12 protein-coding genes are annotated in these 17,517 nt (G+C 50.2%); 4 read left to right on the top strand and 8 right to left on the bottom strand.

All coding sequences use genetic code 11. The annotated features are described in order from the left end of the window. Positions 1-38 precede the first annotated feature (38 nt). Positions 39-554, bottom strand: a complete 516-nt coding sequence (locus ACTRXD_RS14440) for a hypothetical protein (protein WP_442432497.1) — start codon at positions 552-554, stop codon at positions 39-41. 276 nt (positions 555-830) lie between these two features. On the opposite strand from ACTRXD_RS14440, the gene ACTRXD_RS14435 reads away from it, so the two are divergent. Further along, positions 831-980, top strand: a complete 150-nt coding sequence (locus ACTRXD_RS14435) for a hypothetical protein (protein WP_442432496.1) — start codon at positions 831-833, stop codon at positions 978-980. Positions 981-1,556: 576 nt separating this feature from the next. Here the strand turns inward: ACTRXD_RS14435 and ACTRXD_RS14430 are convergent. From ACTRXD_RS14430 to ACTRXD_RS14420, 3 genes are all read right to left on the bottom strand, one after another. Next, entirely contained in the window at positions 1,557-2,855 is a 1,299-nt protein-coding gene (locus ACTRXD_RS14430) for a PRC-barrel domain-containing protein (protein ID WP_442432495.1), read from the bottom strand. A gap of 292 nt (positions 2,856-3,147) precedes the next feature. After that, a complete protein-coding gene (locus tag ACTRXD_RS14425) occupies positions 3,148-4,296 on the bottom strand; it encodes a baeRF7 domain-containing protein (RefSeq protein ID WP_442432494.1) in 1,149 nt (382 codons plus the stop codon). Positions 4,297-4,490: 194 nt separating this feature from the next. Next, on the bottom strand, positions 4,491-8,456 hold the full coding sequence (locus tag ACTRXD_RS14420) for an AsmA family protein (RefSeq protein WP_442432493.1): 3,966 nt from the start codon (positions 8,454-8,456) through the stop codon (positions 4,491-4,493). 130 nt (positions 8,457-8,586) lie between these two features. Between ACTRXD_RS14420 and ACTRXD_RS14415 the strand changes: the two genes are divergently transcribed. Further along, entirely contained in the window at positions 8,587-8,919 is a 333-nt protein-coding gene (locus ACTRXD_RS14415) for a BON domain-containing protein (protein WP_442432492.1), read from the top strand. Between the two features lie 431 nt (positions 8,920-9,350). Here ACTRXD_RS14415 and ACTRXD_RS14410 read toward each other — a convergent pair whose 3' ends face one another. From ACTRXD_RS14410 to ACTRXD_RS14395, 4 genes are all read right to left on the bottom strand, one after another. Beyond that, positions 9,351-10,241, bottom strand: coding sequence for a hypothetical protein (locus tag ACTRXD_RS14410; RefSeq protein ID WP_442432491.1), 891 nt, complete (start codon positions 10,239-10,241; stop codon positions 9,351-9,353). A 97-nt stretch (positions 10,242-10,338) separates the two neighbouring features. Further along, the gene (locus tag ACTRXD_RS14405; protein WP_442432490.1) at positions 10,339-10,818 is read right to left on the bottom strand and encodes a hypothetical protein; all 480 of its coding nucleotides are present in this window, start codon (positions 10,816-10,818) and stop codon (positions 10,339-10,341) included. Between the two features lie 928 nt (positions 10,819-11,746). Beyond that, positions 11,747-13,498, bottom strand: a complete 1,752-nt coding sequence (locus ACTRXD_RS14400; protein ID WP_442432489.1) for an HAD hydrolase family protein — start codon at positions 13,496-13,498, stop codon at positions 11,747-11,749. Positions 13,499-13,671: 173 nt separating this feature from the next. Then, positions 13,672-15,798: a catalase gene (locus ACTRXD_RS14395; protein ID WP_442432488.1), complete on the bottom strand. Its 2,127-nt coding sequence runs from the start codon at positions 15,796-15,798 to the stop codon at positions 13,672-13,674. A 318-nt stretch (positions 15,799-16,116) separates the two neighbouring features. Between ACTRXD_RS14395 and ACTRXD_RS14390 the strand changes: the two genes are divergently transcribed. Together ACTRXD_RS14390 and ACTRXD_RS14385 are read left to right on the top strand one after the other, a co-directional pair. Next, a complete protein-coding gene (locus ACTRXD_RS14390; RefSeq protein WP_442432768.1) occupies positions 16,117-16,680 on the top strand; it encodes a peroxiredoxin in 564 nt (187 codons plus the stop codon). A 103-nt stretch (positions 16,681-16,783) separates the two neighbouring features. Next, positions 16,784-17,236, top strand: coding sequence for a VOC family protein (locus ACTRXD_RS14385; protein ID WP_442432767.1), 453 nt, complete (start codon positions 16,784-16,786; stop codon positions 17,234-17,236). The last annotated feature ends 281 nt before the right edge of the window (positions 17,237-17,517 follow it).

The raw sequence follows: 17,517 nt of genomic DNA, 5'->3' as shown, positions 1-17,517 counted from the left end.
TTCTCTGTTCTCCTCAATATGAATAATAGGATTTCCCGTTACATGGTTGGCGCGGCAGGTGTAGGTGTCGCCATGGGTTCTTCCCTCCGGAACGATTCCTGCCGTCCATAGGAAGAGGATTCGTCTATCCTTCGATCTCTGGAACTCTTTAAAAATCTTCCGGCCACGAGGCCCATCATAAACGCCCCCCCTAAAAACGCTTCGGGATGACGACGGGCGAACATTTCCGCTTCGTTCAGCAGTTCTCCGACATCACGGGATTCAAAATATTGGGCCATCCGGTCCATTTGTTCCGCCGCCCGCTCGGCATAATGGGCGACACCTTCTTTCTGTTGCTCCCGCAGGGTGTGACCGGTCTGGCGCACAGCTTCCGCCAGCCCGCTGAGTTCCCCGACACCCTTTTGTTTCTGGCTTTCGAGTGTGGTTTTTACTTTGCCTTGTGCCTGATTCGCCAGTTGAGAGGTCTGTTCACGAACCTGCTCTCCGACCTGACCGGCTTTTTCCTGCACTTGTTTGCCGACTTCTTTCGCTTTTTCCTTCATGTCATTTGCCATTCCGGTCTCCTTCCATTGAATAATGTATTTTTTCGAATGATAAATTTCAGCACGCATCTGCAGCCGTGCTGATTACTTGTACACAACAGGGAGGGAGTCGTGAACTGTCAACAACCCTTAATTTTCGCGAAATATCGAGGGCACCCACACCAGGGTATCAGGCTGGATCATTCTCGACGCTCAATTGTGGGCCATCGGCTGTATTTCTAAAAACTCCTGACAGACGGCATCAAGCCTGTGATGCTGCGCCTCGCTCGAAGGAGGAATCGTTGTAGCGTGCGTGGTCAAGCCCTATTCAAACGATTGGACGTCTCTCTGACTGCTCATGGACTCCAACCGCGACGGGATCAACCGATCAATGCGTCACTGGTCCCGATCCCGAAGCAAGGAAAATCACAAGAAAAGGCGGTGTTTAAAGCGGGATAGGTCCTCAGTCCAGGCCTAACCCCTGACAGAAAAAAAAACAGGAAGTCTCCAACCTGCGGTTATCGGACTTCTCCCATTGTTTTGGAGAGGACGTAGGTATGTAAAGGTGATCAACCCTGACTTTGAAAAGGTGGGCGAGAGTTTAAAGGAGAAGTCACCTTCTTCAATTAAGGGAGTGTTGAAAAATAATAATTTCCAAGGGCCTATTGACCCACAGGCACATTGCATATTAGAGCCCTCGGGGCGGTTCAAAAAAGTTCGTCCAACAAGGCCGCAGTCACTTTTGCGCGCAGAGCGTACTTCCAGTACGTGAGCACGGAAAAATGGCGAGAACGCCGCTGGCGGCTTTTTTCAACAGCCCATTAAAGATGGTGAAAAAGTTTCAAATAGGAGTTGATCGGCTATGGGGGGCGGAATGTGATAATTCCGCCCCTCTAGAAGAGGTTCCAACCGGAAAAAATATGCGCGTATCCATCTTCGTGGATGGACTATGAATACCGTCTTCCTGCCCTGTCACTATTCCTCCAGAAGTCGTCTACATATTCTCGCGGGAAATAAGCGGACAGACGACGCTGTCTATCGACCACTCCTCCCGTCGTCAAAATATTGATCTCTCGAATCGTAACGGCCTTGGGAGTAAAACGATCCACGTTGATTTCTTTCACCATTTCTCCCATAGTCATCGAATTCTTGGCGGTCGTTTCTGTAGCGTCTTTCCCCGAAACGATCGTGAGCATACCAGTCATCCTGCGATTGACCGCGGTCCGCAAAACGATCCTGGCGAAATCGATCCCGATCATTCGATGAGTATCTGCGGTCCTGTCTGTGGCCTTCCTCTCTGAACTGCCGGCTTCCGCGGTACTCATAGGGATCGTCGTATCTACTGTCTTGATCCCGGTACCTCTGTTCCCGTTCATGCGGTAAGCCAGCCGATTGCCTGGTCGCCCGGCGATCTTTTTCCTCTCTCGCCAATTCCCAATAGCTGCGGATGCTGCGGACGGACATATCATCGGAACTGTATCCGGGTAATTGATCCATCTGAGCACGGGAAAGCACGATGGTGACGGATTGGGTTTCCGGGGAAATCTGGAGTGCCTGCCAGGGAACGGGTTTCAATTGCTGGTCCTCTTTCATGCGAACAATGACATAGGCCGGATCACCGTGATTGTTGAGCATTACCTTATACACCTGTCCGACCTGTTCTCCATCCGATGTCGTCACTTGATATTGTTCCGTTTCTTTGGTCACATGCATGCTGCCCAATGCTCCGGCAGGCAGAAAGATATATTCCTGCGGGAGACCCATTTCCCTGGTGGATCGGCCGGATCCCATGGATTCATCCATATTGAAATTTTGTTCGGACATGGCCGTTCGAATGTCCTGATCGTCAATTGACCGGATAAACGTCACCGTTCCTACATCCGTCAGCTCAGCTTTGACCGTGTCGCCTTTTTCAAATGGACAATCGCCAATCCGGAACCCTACGGACTGTTGCCTTTCCTGTGATTGCTGGCTTTGAGCCTGTTTCTCGCTCACGCTGATATTGAATTCTGATTGCTGGGACTGAGCCTGCTGTCCCTGTCCTGATGCGGAAGTCCGGCGTGTCTGCGATGAATTCGAATTGGACTTACAGAACATATTGGTGTCGTTCGTGGTCTCCAATTGAAAGGTTTCTCCGCCAGAAGTTTTTAATGTGTAGTTGTTGCCTTCAACGTTGATGATCTCCCCGGTTACCACATATTCGGAACCTCCGATTGTGGATTTCAATTTTTCCCGCATGGTTTTTGATCCGCCATAGGCATCGCTCAACCACGGCGAGGCCATGCAGAGTGCCGCAACCATCGCTACAGTTGTGTGTGAATACGTGAGGTTCATAATCTTTCCCTCCAGAAAATTGTGAAAGGTTTGGTTTGTTTGTGTGAAAGGTTTGAATGGGTACAAATCTCAATCTCTCAAACGACACGCCTACTCCTTTTATGAACTCCTTTCTATCACACGCCTGAAAAAGCGAACACTGCAGAAAACCCTTGTCGCCTCAGATAACAGCGTGCTTTGACTAAACCAGGAGATCTACGGTTGTTCTTGACGGTGGTTTCGCCTGTGTGTCTTAAAAAATGCGGCGCGACTGGAAGAATGTGTACTGAAGAATATCTAACGGAGGGGTTTATTAATAACGAAAAAGAGCTGCCAAGGAGGTACCGTCTGGCATCTCTTCCTGGGGGATGGCATAAACCGTGCCTTTGTTCAGTAACGTCTGCACCACCGCAAAATCTAAAATTTCCAATGATTTTGAGGACTTTGTCGGTTCCACTTCCACCCGGTTCTGCGTAACGTCGATACGTCCCCATTGTTGCCTTTCCCGGGCGACGAACAACGTATCGATTTTTCCCTCATGGGCTGCCAGAACCACGGTCTTCAGATCATTGGAAGCTTTGGACATGCCCAAGAGCTCTTTACAGTCGGCCTTGGCCTTTTCTAACCCGCGATCGGCATCCCCTTTCACGACTGGCCAGATCTGCCGGTGCAATTCGTGAAGACTTTTTTCATCAGCATTACCCGCGATCCCTTCTTCTTTGATATGAGGGTAGGTATTGATGTCTTTGTAAATCGGAATCAAATATTCCACACCGGTAAGATATAACGGTGCCTGCGCTTCGTGCAGGAACTCGTGAAGACCTTTTGCCACCTGTTGGAAAAATTGGGTAATCCGGGATTTGGCTTCGTCGTCCCCACCGCCTTGTCCATGAAACATGGCGGCCCGCTGGTCGCCTGCATTGGGAGCTTTGGTATGCCATTGCAATGATTGCTCCCCGCCTGCGGTTTGATTGGCTTCCTCCATACTGAGGGGAATATCTGGTATGCGCAATTCCTGCAGACCATCCTGTGAACCCTGAAAGAACCGGATATGGTTCTGACTGAGCGCGAGAAGATAAAACGTTCCTCCATACATAAACACGGGCAGGATAGGCTTCAGATAAAACCAGGATTCCACCATTGTGAGTTCGGGAAGACTGAGAGGCAGACGAAATACCCGATGCCAATCCTTCGCGACGTACATGGCCAGCCCCTGATCCTGATGCCGCCAGAATTGTTCATCCTCCAGGAGTTTCGAGAGAGGGTCCAGCCAGGTTCGAGCGTCTGCACTCCTGATGCCCTGTTCCGTCAATTGCTGTTCCGTCTCTTTGAGAAGGTTTTTCAAGCGTATCGGGTCCTGTCGGATTTCCTGTCCTGCGGGATGGGTCGGCATGTATAAGGACACGCATGGATTGTCTTTCTGTTCAAGAAGATCCTCTAGATCATTTCTGGTGATTGACATGATAATCCTTTCGATGGCTCAGAAGTGGCGGCTGCACTATTTACTTATCACCGTAACACGGAAAGATTGCGTAGAAACCTGTTAATTTCCCTGAAGTCTTTATTCTTCATCACCTGACACTGAGGTGTATGAGGTATGTTTGGATTTCCCTCTTTACTGGCACGTATGGCAGCTGGTGAATAAAACGGAAGGAATCACTTGTTGTTTGCCAGTTGCTCCTTTCGGGCGTTCCGAAGCGCGTCCACCATACCCGTACAGCGGGCGCTATCATCAGCCATACCAAACTCAGGAGAGGGAAAAGTGGGTTCGACAGAAAATTCAGGATCGGAAAATGTGCCCGTGACGTGCAAGGGCCCGCGTGAACTCAGAATGGTAAAATCCTGGGGGTAGGGCTCTACGGTCAGGTCCAATTTTTCTTGACGAAGATCGATCGACCCGTAACCTTTGAACTTGGTGTCTTTGGTATCCAGTAAGAAGGGGTGGATGGTCATGATACCACTGCGGGCCTGCAAGTCCGTATACCCACATTCTATCTTGACACGCGTATCTGTGCTCAGGAATATCGCCGCTGATTCAGTGAAGTCCAATCCGGCCAACTCTACGAGCAGAGCATCGATGTTCCCTCCGGTCATGGTTAAAAAAAGACCACCGTCCGCGGACCCGAACCAATCCGCCAACGACTGTCCCTGCATCCACAATTTCGCCCGCCCGCCGATGTCACCAAACGAATCATCAGCCACGTCGAAGCGTGCAAGCAATCGGCTGAGGTTCACATGATCAACATCCGTATGCAGTTTCGCCTGGATGGGATCTTTGCGGGCATTCATCTCAAGTTGCATGGACACCGTTCCGGTGGCCACGCCGAAATCCAATCTATCCATCTGTAGATGTCCGTCTTCAAGCGTCACATTCAGGGCAAAATCATTGAGAGGAAGGTCCGGTGCCAGCACGTCGGTCGCGGTATATTCCACTTCTGCATCCAATTTTCTGAGCTGGGTGAAATCCATGGGCTTAACCGGCAACACCGTTTGACGATCTTCGGTTTTTTCGGCACGGGCTTCCTGTGCCTCCGAAGCAGTTTCCTCGGGATCCGGCGGGGCACCGATCAGACCGGCCAGATCATCGAAATCCAGGTTGCGTGAGTGCAGACGAGCCGAGATCATGGGACGTTCCCCGCCCGTCATCACATGCAGGATGCCGGTCACATCGCTGTCTCCCACGGCGCCGCTCAGGTTTTGAAGAGAGACCGTCTGTTGATCCTCCGGCCCTTGTTTCCGGTGTACCAGAGCTTCCAGCTTATAAGGGGGAAGATGCGGCAAGGGAATACCTAGGGCCTCGCCTAAACGAGCCGGATCGGGTCCTTCTACCCACACTCGTCCCTTAAAGGCTGAGAGAGGGAACACATTTCCTATCGTGGCGTCCAGTCGGATGGTGGTGTCGTTTACGGAAACGATCGCTTCCACCGGCATCGACTGATAGTCACTCCAGACTTTCTGAATGGAACCCGTGGACAGGCGCACATCAACAGGATGTTCATGATATTCCACGGTTCCGTTCACCTGAATGCCGGAGGCAACGCTTTCCGCCCGGACCTGTAAATCCGATTTGGCCTGTAAGTCGGGATCATCATAGCGGATCCGCACTTCATCGATGCGCAAGCGATCAAGCAGGGCCTCGACCTCAAGCGGATTGTTCACGTTGGGCTCTGCAGAAGGAAGACTCAAGGCGAGACGGCCGCTCACCGTTCCCAGGCTACCGGATTCTTTCCCCAGCGATTGCATGGCCTTATCCAGATCCACCCGTTCGATATCGGTCTGAAGACGGGAGGGCAGCGATGGATCGCGCAAATCCAGTAGTGCCGATGTCATTATCGAGCCTTCACCAATTTCCACTGTCAGCGGGGAGATGTGAACCAGGCCATCCTCGATTTTTGTCACCATGGAAACATCCTCTAACGTGACGTTCGGGACCACCAGGTTCCCGACGGAAATCTCGAGGATGCCTTCCAGATGCGTCAGCCAGTCGGGGGCCTGGATACCTGCCGTTTCATGAGTTCCGGGTTGTGGTGTCGAAGATTCTCCTTTGCCGGACGTGGGAACCAGCGAAACCAGATCCAATGTTTCAGAATGCACCGTTGCCGTAAAACGGGTCGTTTCACTCGTGTCAACGGTGGCCTTTGCGGCAAAATCGCTATGTCCTATCACGCCCGACACGTTCTCCAGTTTCCAGGTCTGGGACCTCTTAGACAGATTTCCTTTTATTTCGACCGGTCCCAATGACGGGATTTTCATGTCAAACAGAGACGCGAATGCGGACGGGGCATCGCTGTGAAAGGCAGCCGAGAGATTCATCCACATGGGCGGCCAGGCGGGCTCAACCATGGCAGAAAGCGAAGCCGTCGTGTCGAGTAGTTGTAGTTCCGCAGAGAGAGGTGTTCCTGTGGCAGGATCGGGAGAAGGCTCCAGTGCAGTTTCGATGGTAGGACCCGACACTGTCAGGGTAAACGGTTCGTCGCGTAAAATTCCCTTGCCTTTGAGGACCAGGCCATCCGATATGTTTTCATCCAGGTGCGTCCGGATATGGGTGTTCGTGGAAGGATTGGTATAGCGCATATCGAAATTTTCGATGTCCAGTGTACTCAGCTCAACGGAATGGATTGGTTCATGGGAATTGGATTCCACAGGGAAGCCTTTTTTTTGATCTGATGGAGGTACCGTCTGTATGTTCATAGCAAGGTTCATCTCAAGATTGCCGGGAAGTCCTTGCGTCGCGTTCGTTGGAGATGTTGATGCATTGGCGATCTTGGTCATGTTTGGAGCTTCTTTGTTTTCAGCTTGAAGGTGGACTCGACCTTTCGCCAGATTTCCTTCTACGGATATCTGCGTCTCGGCAGTAAGCTGAATGCCGGCCACTTCCGCCGATAGGGGTTCTATGATGAGCCTCTGCTCTTCCAACCTCATGGCGATATCGGCATTGTGTACCGGCACCGTGCCTGTTTCAATCAGATCGGCTCGATATGTCAGACTGGTTTGCCAGGCGCCCTGGTGGATGCTATTCAAGATGTTCCCGACTTTCACTGCCAATGGTTCCGGGTTTGATTGTTGCGGGACATATTCCTGCAGTTGTGCCACATCCAGCCGTGTGGAAGAGAGATGTCCTTCAATCCGGACAGGATTGGCCTCGGGAATAATTTTCAGTGTCCCTGTCACATCGCTATCCCTGACCATGGCTTTCAGGTCATTCACTGTCCATACTTGATCAGCCAACATCACATGTCCGGCCAATTGATATGTGGGAAATTCGGGGAGGGCGGTATCGATTATGTCATTCCATCGGAAGAGGTCTTTGCCTCCCACCCGGATTTTCAGCTCTGCCCTCTCAGGAGAGAGCAGTGCATCAATTTTTCCTTCAACCTGCAATCTCGTCTGAACGGCATTGATGAGTAACGCCAACTGAATAGGATTGTCGCGTGTAACTGTCGCCTGTGATGCAGGCTTTGCAGACAATTCAACCGTGACCGGTTCTCCGGCGAGGTGTCCACCCCCATTGGCCATCAGACCGATTGGAACCCTGCCGCCTCCTTTACTCCCGGCATAGAACGACAGCGCAAGAAAGATATCCTTACGGGGATCAAGATACGTCATTCTTCCCCCTTTGACTGTCATGGATTTAACCCGAGGGAGATCAAACGTCGCATTGTCCTGCTGCCGGCCGGTTTGGTGATTATCCGGAGAAGAATCCCCTTCATTCGTCTGAGCCCAATTGCCCTTGCCTTGACCGGACAACTCCAGATGAACGACCGGTGCGGTCGCTTGCAGGTCGGTGATGAGCAGATCACCTCTCAGAAGCTTCATGAGGTCGATCCCCGCCTCCAAAACATCCACGGACGCAAGATAAGGATCTGCCGCCCAGGACGGATTCGCGACCCATAACTTTTCGACTCGTAACCGGGCGATACGGCCTACGTCTACCTCCAATGCGCCAATATTCACCTGTTGACCCAGAGATTCCGTCAACTTGGATTCAGCAAAATGAAGAAACCATTGAGAGTTCAGCGCCATGATTCCTCCTGCAACAGGTATGGCAATCACGCAGGCCACAATGACAATGGAGATAACAAGTCTGCCTCCCCACCCGTGCTGTCTCTCTTGTATCCTCATGACATATCACATGGTTTCATTTAGGGAATGTTGGGCAATGAAAAGAATGTGTTCTTAGGATTGCCATCCGTCATACTGTATCTGCTATGTTTTTATATTCTCATTGAAAACGATCTTTTCAAGGATTCCTGTGAACCATTTCTCTTCCTATTCCGTTTCATATGGGTGGCACCCTATTCCCGCTTTGCTCATAATGACCTTTGTATTCGCGTCGTTCGGGTGTGGCTCTCCGCTTGGCCATGATGCAGAGGTGTCGGATAGGAACGAATATATCGCCGGCAAGGTAAAAGTCGCTCTTATGCAGGAAGGGTTGGACGCCGCTCCCATTAACATCACAGTCCGAAATGGTGTGGTGACCTTGGGAGGATTCGTTGAAAAAGACCCACAACGGCAGGCGGCGGAAAAGGCCGCAAGCAATGTACCCGGAGTGGATTCCGTGATGAACAATATCCAAGTCAAATGACGTGTCAGTTCACGAGCCATCTTCCGCTGTGACAATGTCTCATTCCCTCATGTGTTAAATTGAAAGCCACAGAGGTAGCTTGACAGTCGCGATGGGGACAAGGAAGGGGAGGCTCCGCTAACGAGAGTGAATAGGTGAATCCCAGATCGGAGTGTGGTTTTCCATGATGTGGAAAGCCTCGTGGGATCATCCGGCTTTCTGAAACTTCGTCGTCAAGACCTTTCATCCCTTGGATTCCACCTTTTTATCGAGTCTGAGTCGCCGCCCTCCCACGAGGGTATCGGCGTCTGTGAATCGAGTTCGATCTGGAGGGCATACAGGTGGTCCTGTCCCGTCGCGACCATTCCACTCAGAGAACTTGGCTCTGGTGAGCGAGCCTCCAATTGGCCCCTCCATGGCAAGGCCCACACTCACTTTCTATTTCTATGAGACTATTTCTCACTCGTAGGAACATAGGCAATATCAGCGACTTTATCATTCTGATCTACCAAGATGGTCACCGCCATGCCTTTGGAAAGTTCCGTCAACTCATTCTGTAAATAATCCCAGACCGGTAATGTCAGGGATTCCTCATTTTTGGTTTGAATCGTCAAAGATTTCTTTTCCGGCTTCTCCTGGACGACTCCCTTAATATGACGATAAACATTGTATGCAGTGGAACGAGCCCAATCGTCCTCGGACATCACATCCTTGGTTAATGTGGCACTCGCAATTTTATTGGTTTCATCGATGAGAAACAGCCCCTCGGTGTCAAAGGGAATGGCCGCGACTTCACTCCTTGCAAGTGGACGGACGGCAAAGGATTGTTCTTTTCCCTCTTTGGTTTTAATGATAGCTTGGTCCTGCCCGACCTTGAGCGGTTGCGCAAGTTTCCCTTTGATTATCTGATGATGACTGTGGCCTTCGCCGCTGGTGAGATGGTAATCCACGACGTGATTTTTGTCATTCACCATGATGGTGACCTTATCACCCTGTTTCAGAGTAAATCCCTTCTCTTTTGCCCTTTCCAGTGACAGATAGCGGGGGCTGATTTCTCCCGTATCACCGGAATTGACCTTCGCCTGATCGGCCCTCACGCTTTCCACCACTCCGCTAATAACCCGATGGCCGGGAAGTAATGTAAACTGATGGTGCTGATCACCATCCATTTTTTCTTGTTGCATTGTGGACTGGGGTGCAGATGTATCTATAGAGGCTTTTTCCCCTCCTGAGGCAGCCGTTATCCCCACAAAAAGAACCACACACGACCCAAGAAGCACGGTGGTTTTCCAGCCTGGGGCGGATTTATGAACAGTGACATAGGTCCCCCTTTCGAGTAGCAACGGTTTTCATGTACCGGTTGCCGGGCCCTCATAGAGATTAAGCGAAGCCCGACAACCCGCGACGGGTATAAGCTTTCAAATCCAGGAACTGAATTTCTTAATGCCCTGGAGTCACAGACATGCTCCGGTCAACAGCATCCAAAGCCGAACCACCTGAAATTGAACTCATGGCTCGATCACGTTCTTGCCGGAGATCGGACGTTTCCTTTTGTAGGGCATCTCGCTCTTTCAAAAATTGGTCTCGATCCTGAATCAAACGGGCATTCTCTTGGTTTTCTGCTCCACTGCCCATCCGGCCACTACTCGTTTGTCCTTGGATGGATTTCATGCCGGAATCGGAATCGTCAGAGCCCTTGCCGGCCTGGAGTGCCTGATCCCGTTCACGTTGCAATTGGTCGCTCCATTGTATGTCAGCCCCTGACTCAAATTGAGACTGCACCTCAGGGACGGAGTCTGAAGACCCGGTTGTGGATCCCATGCCCTGGCCGGCTTGTCCGGTTACGGGCAGTAACAACATGCCTGCGGAAAATACCAAACCGAAAGTCAGGATAGTAAAATTTGATGCGAGTTTAATCATGATTTAACCTTCTACAAATAAAAAAGTGGAATGAGTTTTCTTCGTCTTTCCCTTAATGAAACAGAAAAGACGAAGACAAAAACCCATTTGTTGATTTGAACAAGAATGAATGACGAATTGCTGCTTGCTACCCACTGCTTTCTATCCTAACTAACCTTGATGAGCTTGGTGACGGACAAATTCCCGATGTCGTTTCAGGATATGTACGGGTGAAGAGGACCCAGACCTCCAGGCCAAAAATCCAGAATTCCCCATATTCGTAAGTGAAACGAAGATGAAGGATAAAGCGGTTGTGGGTTTAAAAGGACCCATGTCTATGTACCTTGAATCAGAATCGGAATACCCATTTCCCCGTCTAGTGGAAAAAGAGACGAAGCTGGGGATGTCCAACCTCGTCTCCTTCGTTTGGAATTCATATGGTCTTTTGGCAAATTCTCCTTCGCCTTTTTTACATAGCCAAGCGATAGGGAAGCGAAGGCTTAACATTTAGATCGCCATGACTAATGGACGGAAAAAAACAAAAAAATCGATCAATTGCACGATGACCATTAGGACTCCAAACACTGTGTGTAACAACTTCATGATTCGACCTCCTTATTTTGGAAATGCGATCATTCCAAAAAAATAGAATGTAAAAACCACTTCACACTATGGAAAAATTATGAAGGGAAATCAGGTAACCGCTAACTGGTGAAAACCCGTGAAACGGCAATATTTACCCCTGACGTTGAAATCCTCATTTAGTCATGGGAGATGAATTTCATCCTCCCGCTTTCAATATTCATAACCACAGGGTGGTGTGGCGGTATGTTTATTCGACCTGGTTTGTTCAATACTGATGAGGAATGCGCGAGAAATGAGAATTTGGGTGCTGAAAAAATCCAACCGTGGCACAATGGAATTTTACGGAAATTGGAAGTTAAGTAGATTAAGGGGCAGGAGGAGCGGATGGGGAAGGAGAAGAAGTAGGGTGAGGAGAGAGGACATACCGGGATTCAATGGCGGCTTTGATGCGAGCCAGACTTTGCCCATGTTCTGGCGATTCAGAGGATTCTATTTCCCGAATGTCGGCGGCCAGCGGTTTATCTTTAATGCATTCCTGAGCCCAGGAAGAATAATCATGCCGCTTCAAATGATACATCCACGTTTCAGGATCCAGCCCTTCTGCCAGTTGAAGAAAAAGCATAAGATTTTGGGCCCGAAGGTTCAGCTTTCCTTCCGGACCTTGAAAGTAAAAACTGCGATCAGGTCCTAATTCTCCTTCCGCATATTTCCGACGATGACGCCTTCGTTCGCTCCTATTGGGATGTATCCGAAATCGAACCGGCAGAGCCCCTCCGTACCGTTTCCAGAATATCGCCTCCCCCGGTTGTACGTGATGATCCTCGAAGGAAGGCAGAGATTCCCCAACCGAATTGGTGAAAGCCTCCAATCGTTCGCCTGGAGATTTGCCGATCACCACGACACAATCAATAGCGGTAAGGGCGTCGGCAGCCATTTGATCGGGGTGTACGGTGATCATCAGCAGGGAATGTAGTGATGGGGTGAGCAAGGGGCAAGAGATATCCCATTCTGCCGGCATCAGATGATGAGTCTCATCCAGTACAATCCAGTGAGGGCGGCCCGTTCGTGCTCTGAAATCCTGAAGATCTTTAAAGATGGTGTTAAAAAAAGAAGGACGTTCTTGTATCGCCAGACCCACCAGATTGATGACCAGGTTCGTATCCGGGTTTTCCAGAATAGTGATGACCTCCTTTGAGTTGGGTGCGTGATTCACATCACCCAGGACCACAGACTGTTCTAACGATTCATAATCGCCTTCTGGATCGATAATACAACATTGATACTGTTTATCCGTGAGACGCTCAATGATGCCGGTTGAGAGCGTGGATTTTCCGCTTCCCGATGAGCCGGCCAGGAGGAGGTTCGGACCATAGGGACTGATTCGGACTTCCTGCTCCGTCTCTGTGGATCCCAGCACTACATAATGCCGGTGAAGGGACGGATCAATGGATTGTAAGTCGTCAGCCAGAAGATGCCGGATAAACTCCACGACCCCGTCTCCTTGATCTCCTTCCATCACGATATCGGCGCGTTCCTTGATGGCCGGGAGGGCATTGCCGACGGCCGCGGAGCACTCCACCATTCCCAGAAAAGGCAGATCATTCTCGGCATCGCCAATTCCGGCGACATTGTGTGGTGATAAACCCATTCTGCGTAGCGCTTTCTCCAGGCCGGTCGCTTTACTGAATCCGGCGGGAAGCATCATGACGGCTTCTTTGTTAAAAATCAGTTGGATATCCAATCCGAGATCACGGACTACTTCCAATACGATCGTTTCATGCGGGCGAACGGTGGAGACGATATTTCGTCCGACTGAAATGGGAATGCCGCGGGAACGAAGCCGCATGATGAAATCTTCAGACGGCATATCTGCCAGTGTGATCGTTTCCTTGGAAGAAGGTTTATACAATACAAGCCCATTCTCCGCGACAATCCACTCAAATACATGAGGATGAGGAAATACTTTCAGTAGATCATCCAGTTCCCGGCCTGTGACAAGAAGGAGCTTTCGATTGGTGGTTAAGACTTTCTCCAGACCTCGAAGGGTCGATTCGTGAACGCGTCCATGAAGGGCAAGAGTGCCATCAAAATCAGTCGCCAGGGCTAAATATCTCATGTAATTTTCTTTGATAAAAAAAGAAACGACGTTTAGGTCCACTGCGGTGCAGTTGAAAAGGCAAATGAATTTTTGCACGAACCTGATCAATACCTGTTCGGCATGCCCTCCCGATTCCCCGGTCTCCTCACTGACCTGTTATTATTATCTGATTCTGTGATCGAACCGCCCCGTTATGAAGCCGCGGGGCGGTCCCAGAATCGGAGATGACGGCACATTTCCAGGAATTTGGAGGCGCCTTTATTTCCGTCAAGAGCGATCATGCCCCCGTCCATTTCCGTCAGCCCTGCCTTTGTAAAGAGGGGAGTTGCGGCTTCGACATATCCGATATATTTCATATGGGCAAAGGCATCTGCCACAAAATCCCTCGCCGCTGGCTCTTTGGCTAAAGCCCGGCCTCCTTCCTCGGAAAGGAGGAGGGCTACTGCGTCATACAATACAGAGGGGCCGCCATCGATTTTCTGTGCGGCTTCAATCCATGTTCCGTCGCTGGCTTCTACTCCGCCCACGCCGGGGGCCACAATCTCCATAATCGCCCCTTCCGATTTGACGGCTGTTTTGAGAGATTTAAATAATTTCATATCGACTCCGTCGGTGATGAGCACTCCAAGCTTTCGCCCTTTAAAGGTTTTGGGACTATTAAGAAGAATGCTGAGCGCCGGGGATCGTTGGAGATCCTCCTGAGTCGGTTTAGCCGCATCTGCGGGCGCGGGCATCTGCTGGATGCGCAATCCTTTGGCAACCGCTTTGGCCAGGTCCTGGTGGATATTCAGTAAATGAGAAACCATACGAGTTCGTATCTCAAGACGTTCCACTTTGCTTAATTCAAAGACTAAGGCGTTGGCGATGTGTGTTTGTTCGACCTCGGTCTGACTGATATAGAATTGTCGAGCCTGGCTGTAATGATCGGCAAAGGTCTCGGAGCGAAGGCGGACTTTTGGGCCTTGTTCCTCTGCAGGATATGACGTGAATCCTTTTTCCGGTGATTCACGGGGACCGGCAGCTTCGCCGGGCCAGGAATTGGGTTCATAGTTGGCTCGGCCTTGCGGATTATGCATGGCCATATGCCCGTCCTGTTGAAAATGGCTGAACGGACACTTGGGGGCGTTGATGGGTATGTGAGTGAAATTCGGACTGCCAAGCCGTTTGAGCTGAGTATCGAGGTAGGAAAAGTTCCGCCCTTGTAATAGCGGGTCATTTGAAAAATCAATGCCCGGTACAATATTTTGCGTACAAAAGGCGACCTGTTCGGTCTCAGCAAAGAAATTGTTCACACAGCGATCAAGAACGAGCCGGCCTACGCGTCGAATTGGTAGAATTTCTTCTGGAATGATTTTGGTGGCATCGAGCACATCAAAATCGAATTCCTGAGCAAATTCATCATCAAATAGCTGGAGGCCCAGTTCCCATTCCGGAAAATCACCTTGCTGAATGGCACTCCATAAATCCCGGCGATGGAAGTCTGGGTCAGCTCCGTTAATTTTAACGGCTTCGTTCCACACCACGGATTGCATCCCCAATTTGGGTTTCCAGTGAAATTTCACGAACGTCGATTTTCCCTGGCTATTGATCAGCCGGAATGTATGCACACCAAACCCTTCCATGAATCGAAAGGAGCGGGGAATGGCTCTGTCGGACATGATCCACATCACCATGTGCATACTTTCGGGAGTGAGCGATATGAAATCCCAAAAGTTATCATGCGCGGTTTGCGCTTGTGGAAAGCCACGATCCGGTTCCGGTTTGGCGGCGTGAATCAGGTCGGGGAATTTGATGGCGTCTTGGATGAAAAACACGGGCATATTATTCCCCACAAGATCCCAGTTTCCCTCTTTGGTATACAGCTTCACGGCAAAACCCCTGACGTCTCTTGCCAAATCGAAGGAACCCTTATTGCCGGCTACGGTTGAAAACCGGACGAACGCGGGAGTTTTATCACGTGGTCGTTGAAAGAGATCGGCTTTGGTGACATCTGCCAGAGATTCGTAGTTTTCAAAATACCCATGAGCCCCGAACCCGCGGGCATGCACAACCCGTTCCGGAATCCGTTCATGGTCAAAGTGAAAAATCTTTTCCCGAAAGTGAAAGTCTTCCAATGCGCTTGGACCCTTCGGTCCGAATTTAAGCGAGTTTTGGTCATCCGCGACAGGAATGCCTTGCTGAGTGGTTAATACCGGATTGGTTTTTCCGCTTGTCTGGTGCACTTCCCCTCCGGTGCCGATCTCGACAGTTTGGTCAGCATATTTCGCGGTTTTACCGGTGGAAGCAGGAGGAGATTTAGTGGATTGTTTTTTGGCCATGCGAATCATTCCTTAGCATTGATGAGCCCGTGATGAATAGGTGAGTACACAGATGACGCGAAATTACTCATCATATAGAAACAATTGAAGAGGCCACACTGTAAAAAACCCTTGGATGAGATTTTAAAAAGATTGATGGGGTAACCGGAGAGTTCCATGCAAGGGTTCATGGCAGTCACCACTTTTTGCATTCCGGGATAAGATTTGTTTAAGTGACTTGAGAGAGTTTCGGAGTTCAGATACAGACGACCAAGCTTGCTCTGAACCACTTGTGCTAAACATTTCAACCCGTTTCCATGAAGGAGGTCGAAAAGCATGATGATGCAAATTGGACAGACGATTACGGATGGCACATACCAGGCCTTTCACAAGGAACAGATCCGTTCTCTCAAGTTGTCCCAATTCCAGGGGCAATGGCTGGTATTGGTATTTTATCCGGGTGACTTTACGTTTATCTGTCCAACAGAATTGCAAGAACTGGGGGAGTTGTATCCTGAATTTCAAAAGCTCGGGGCTGAAGTTCTTAGCGTCAGCACTGATTCGGTTTTTGTGCATAAGGCCTGGCATGATACCTCGCCTGCCATAAAAAATATTCAGTTCCCCATGGTAGCCGATCCCACGGGACGGCTAAGCCGGGAGTTCGGAACCTATCTGGAGGATGAGGGAGTTTCGTTGCGTGGGAGTTTTCTGGTCGATCCGGACGGGGTCCTGAAAGTGGGAGAAATCCACGACAACAGCATCGGAAGAAATGGCCGGGAACTACTGAGAAAACTTCAAGCGGCAGTTCACGTCAGGGAAGGAAAAGGAGAAGTCTGTCCGGCTAATTGGAAACCGGGAGATAAGACATTAACACCGGGCTTGGATCTCGTCGGAAAAATTTGAGCACCACGCTCTGGTCAACATTTATCTATCTCATTAGAAAGACAGGCTGAGTTGGCGGTTGATGTAGAAGGTGGCCGCGTCATTATGAAAAAGGATCAAGGCCCTGCCCATGACATTGAATCACACCATCGTATCTGCTAAGGACAAAAAGGTTTCGGCAGTGTTTCTGACGGAAATCCTTGGTTTACCGGCACCATTACTCCTGGGGCCCTTTGCGGTTGTCCGGGTAGGAGAGACCTCCCTGGATTATCTCGATGCCGATAGCGATATTTCCCCTCAGCATTATGCTTTTCTGGTAAGCGAGGTCGAATTCGATCAGATCTTTGAGCGAATCCAGGAACGACGGCTACCGTATTGGGCTGATCCCTATCGGGAGGAGCCGGATCACATCAACGGCTGGGATGATGGACGCGGGATGTATTTCGACGATCCGAACGGCCATTTACTGGAAATCATTACCCGTCCTTATGGCAGCGGTGGGACAGCCGTGTCGAAACCTCATCCCTTGGTGGCGTCTGCAGTGGATCCAGAAGTTCAAGAGAGCCGCTCTGAATAGGGTAGATAAAGACGAAAGTGTAAAAAGGAGACGAGGACAAACGAAAAAAATTGACCAACGTTTACAGATTTCCTGAAAGCATTTGACGATACCGTTTAACCTTGGCCCGGTCGGGCACTTCGGGCTGGCGGTCCGTCATTCCACGTGTAAAGCGAAATGGTTTAGGGGGGTCCTGGGATCTCGTGAAGATATCAATTTCAGGTCGAAATGCCTGTCGGCAATCCCGCGCGACAATCTCCCAGTTAAAGTTCATTGCCCCAGTTTCAGATGAGATTCTTCTC

Source organism: Nitrospira sp. T9, assembly GCF_052156535.1.
In the GTDB taxonomy this organism is placed as follows: Bacteria; Nitrospirota; Nitrospiria; order Nitrospirales; family UBA8639; genus Nitrospira_E.
Note: the sequence above shows the minus strand (reverse complement) of the source record. Positions and strands in the feature narration are given on the sequence as shown.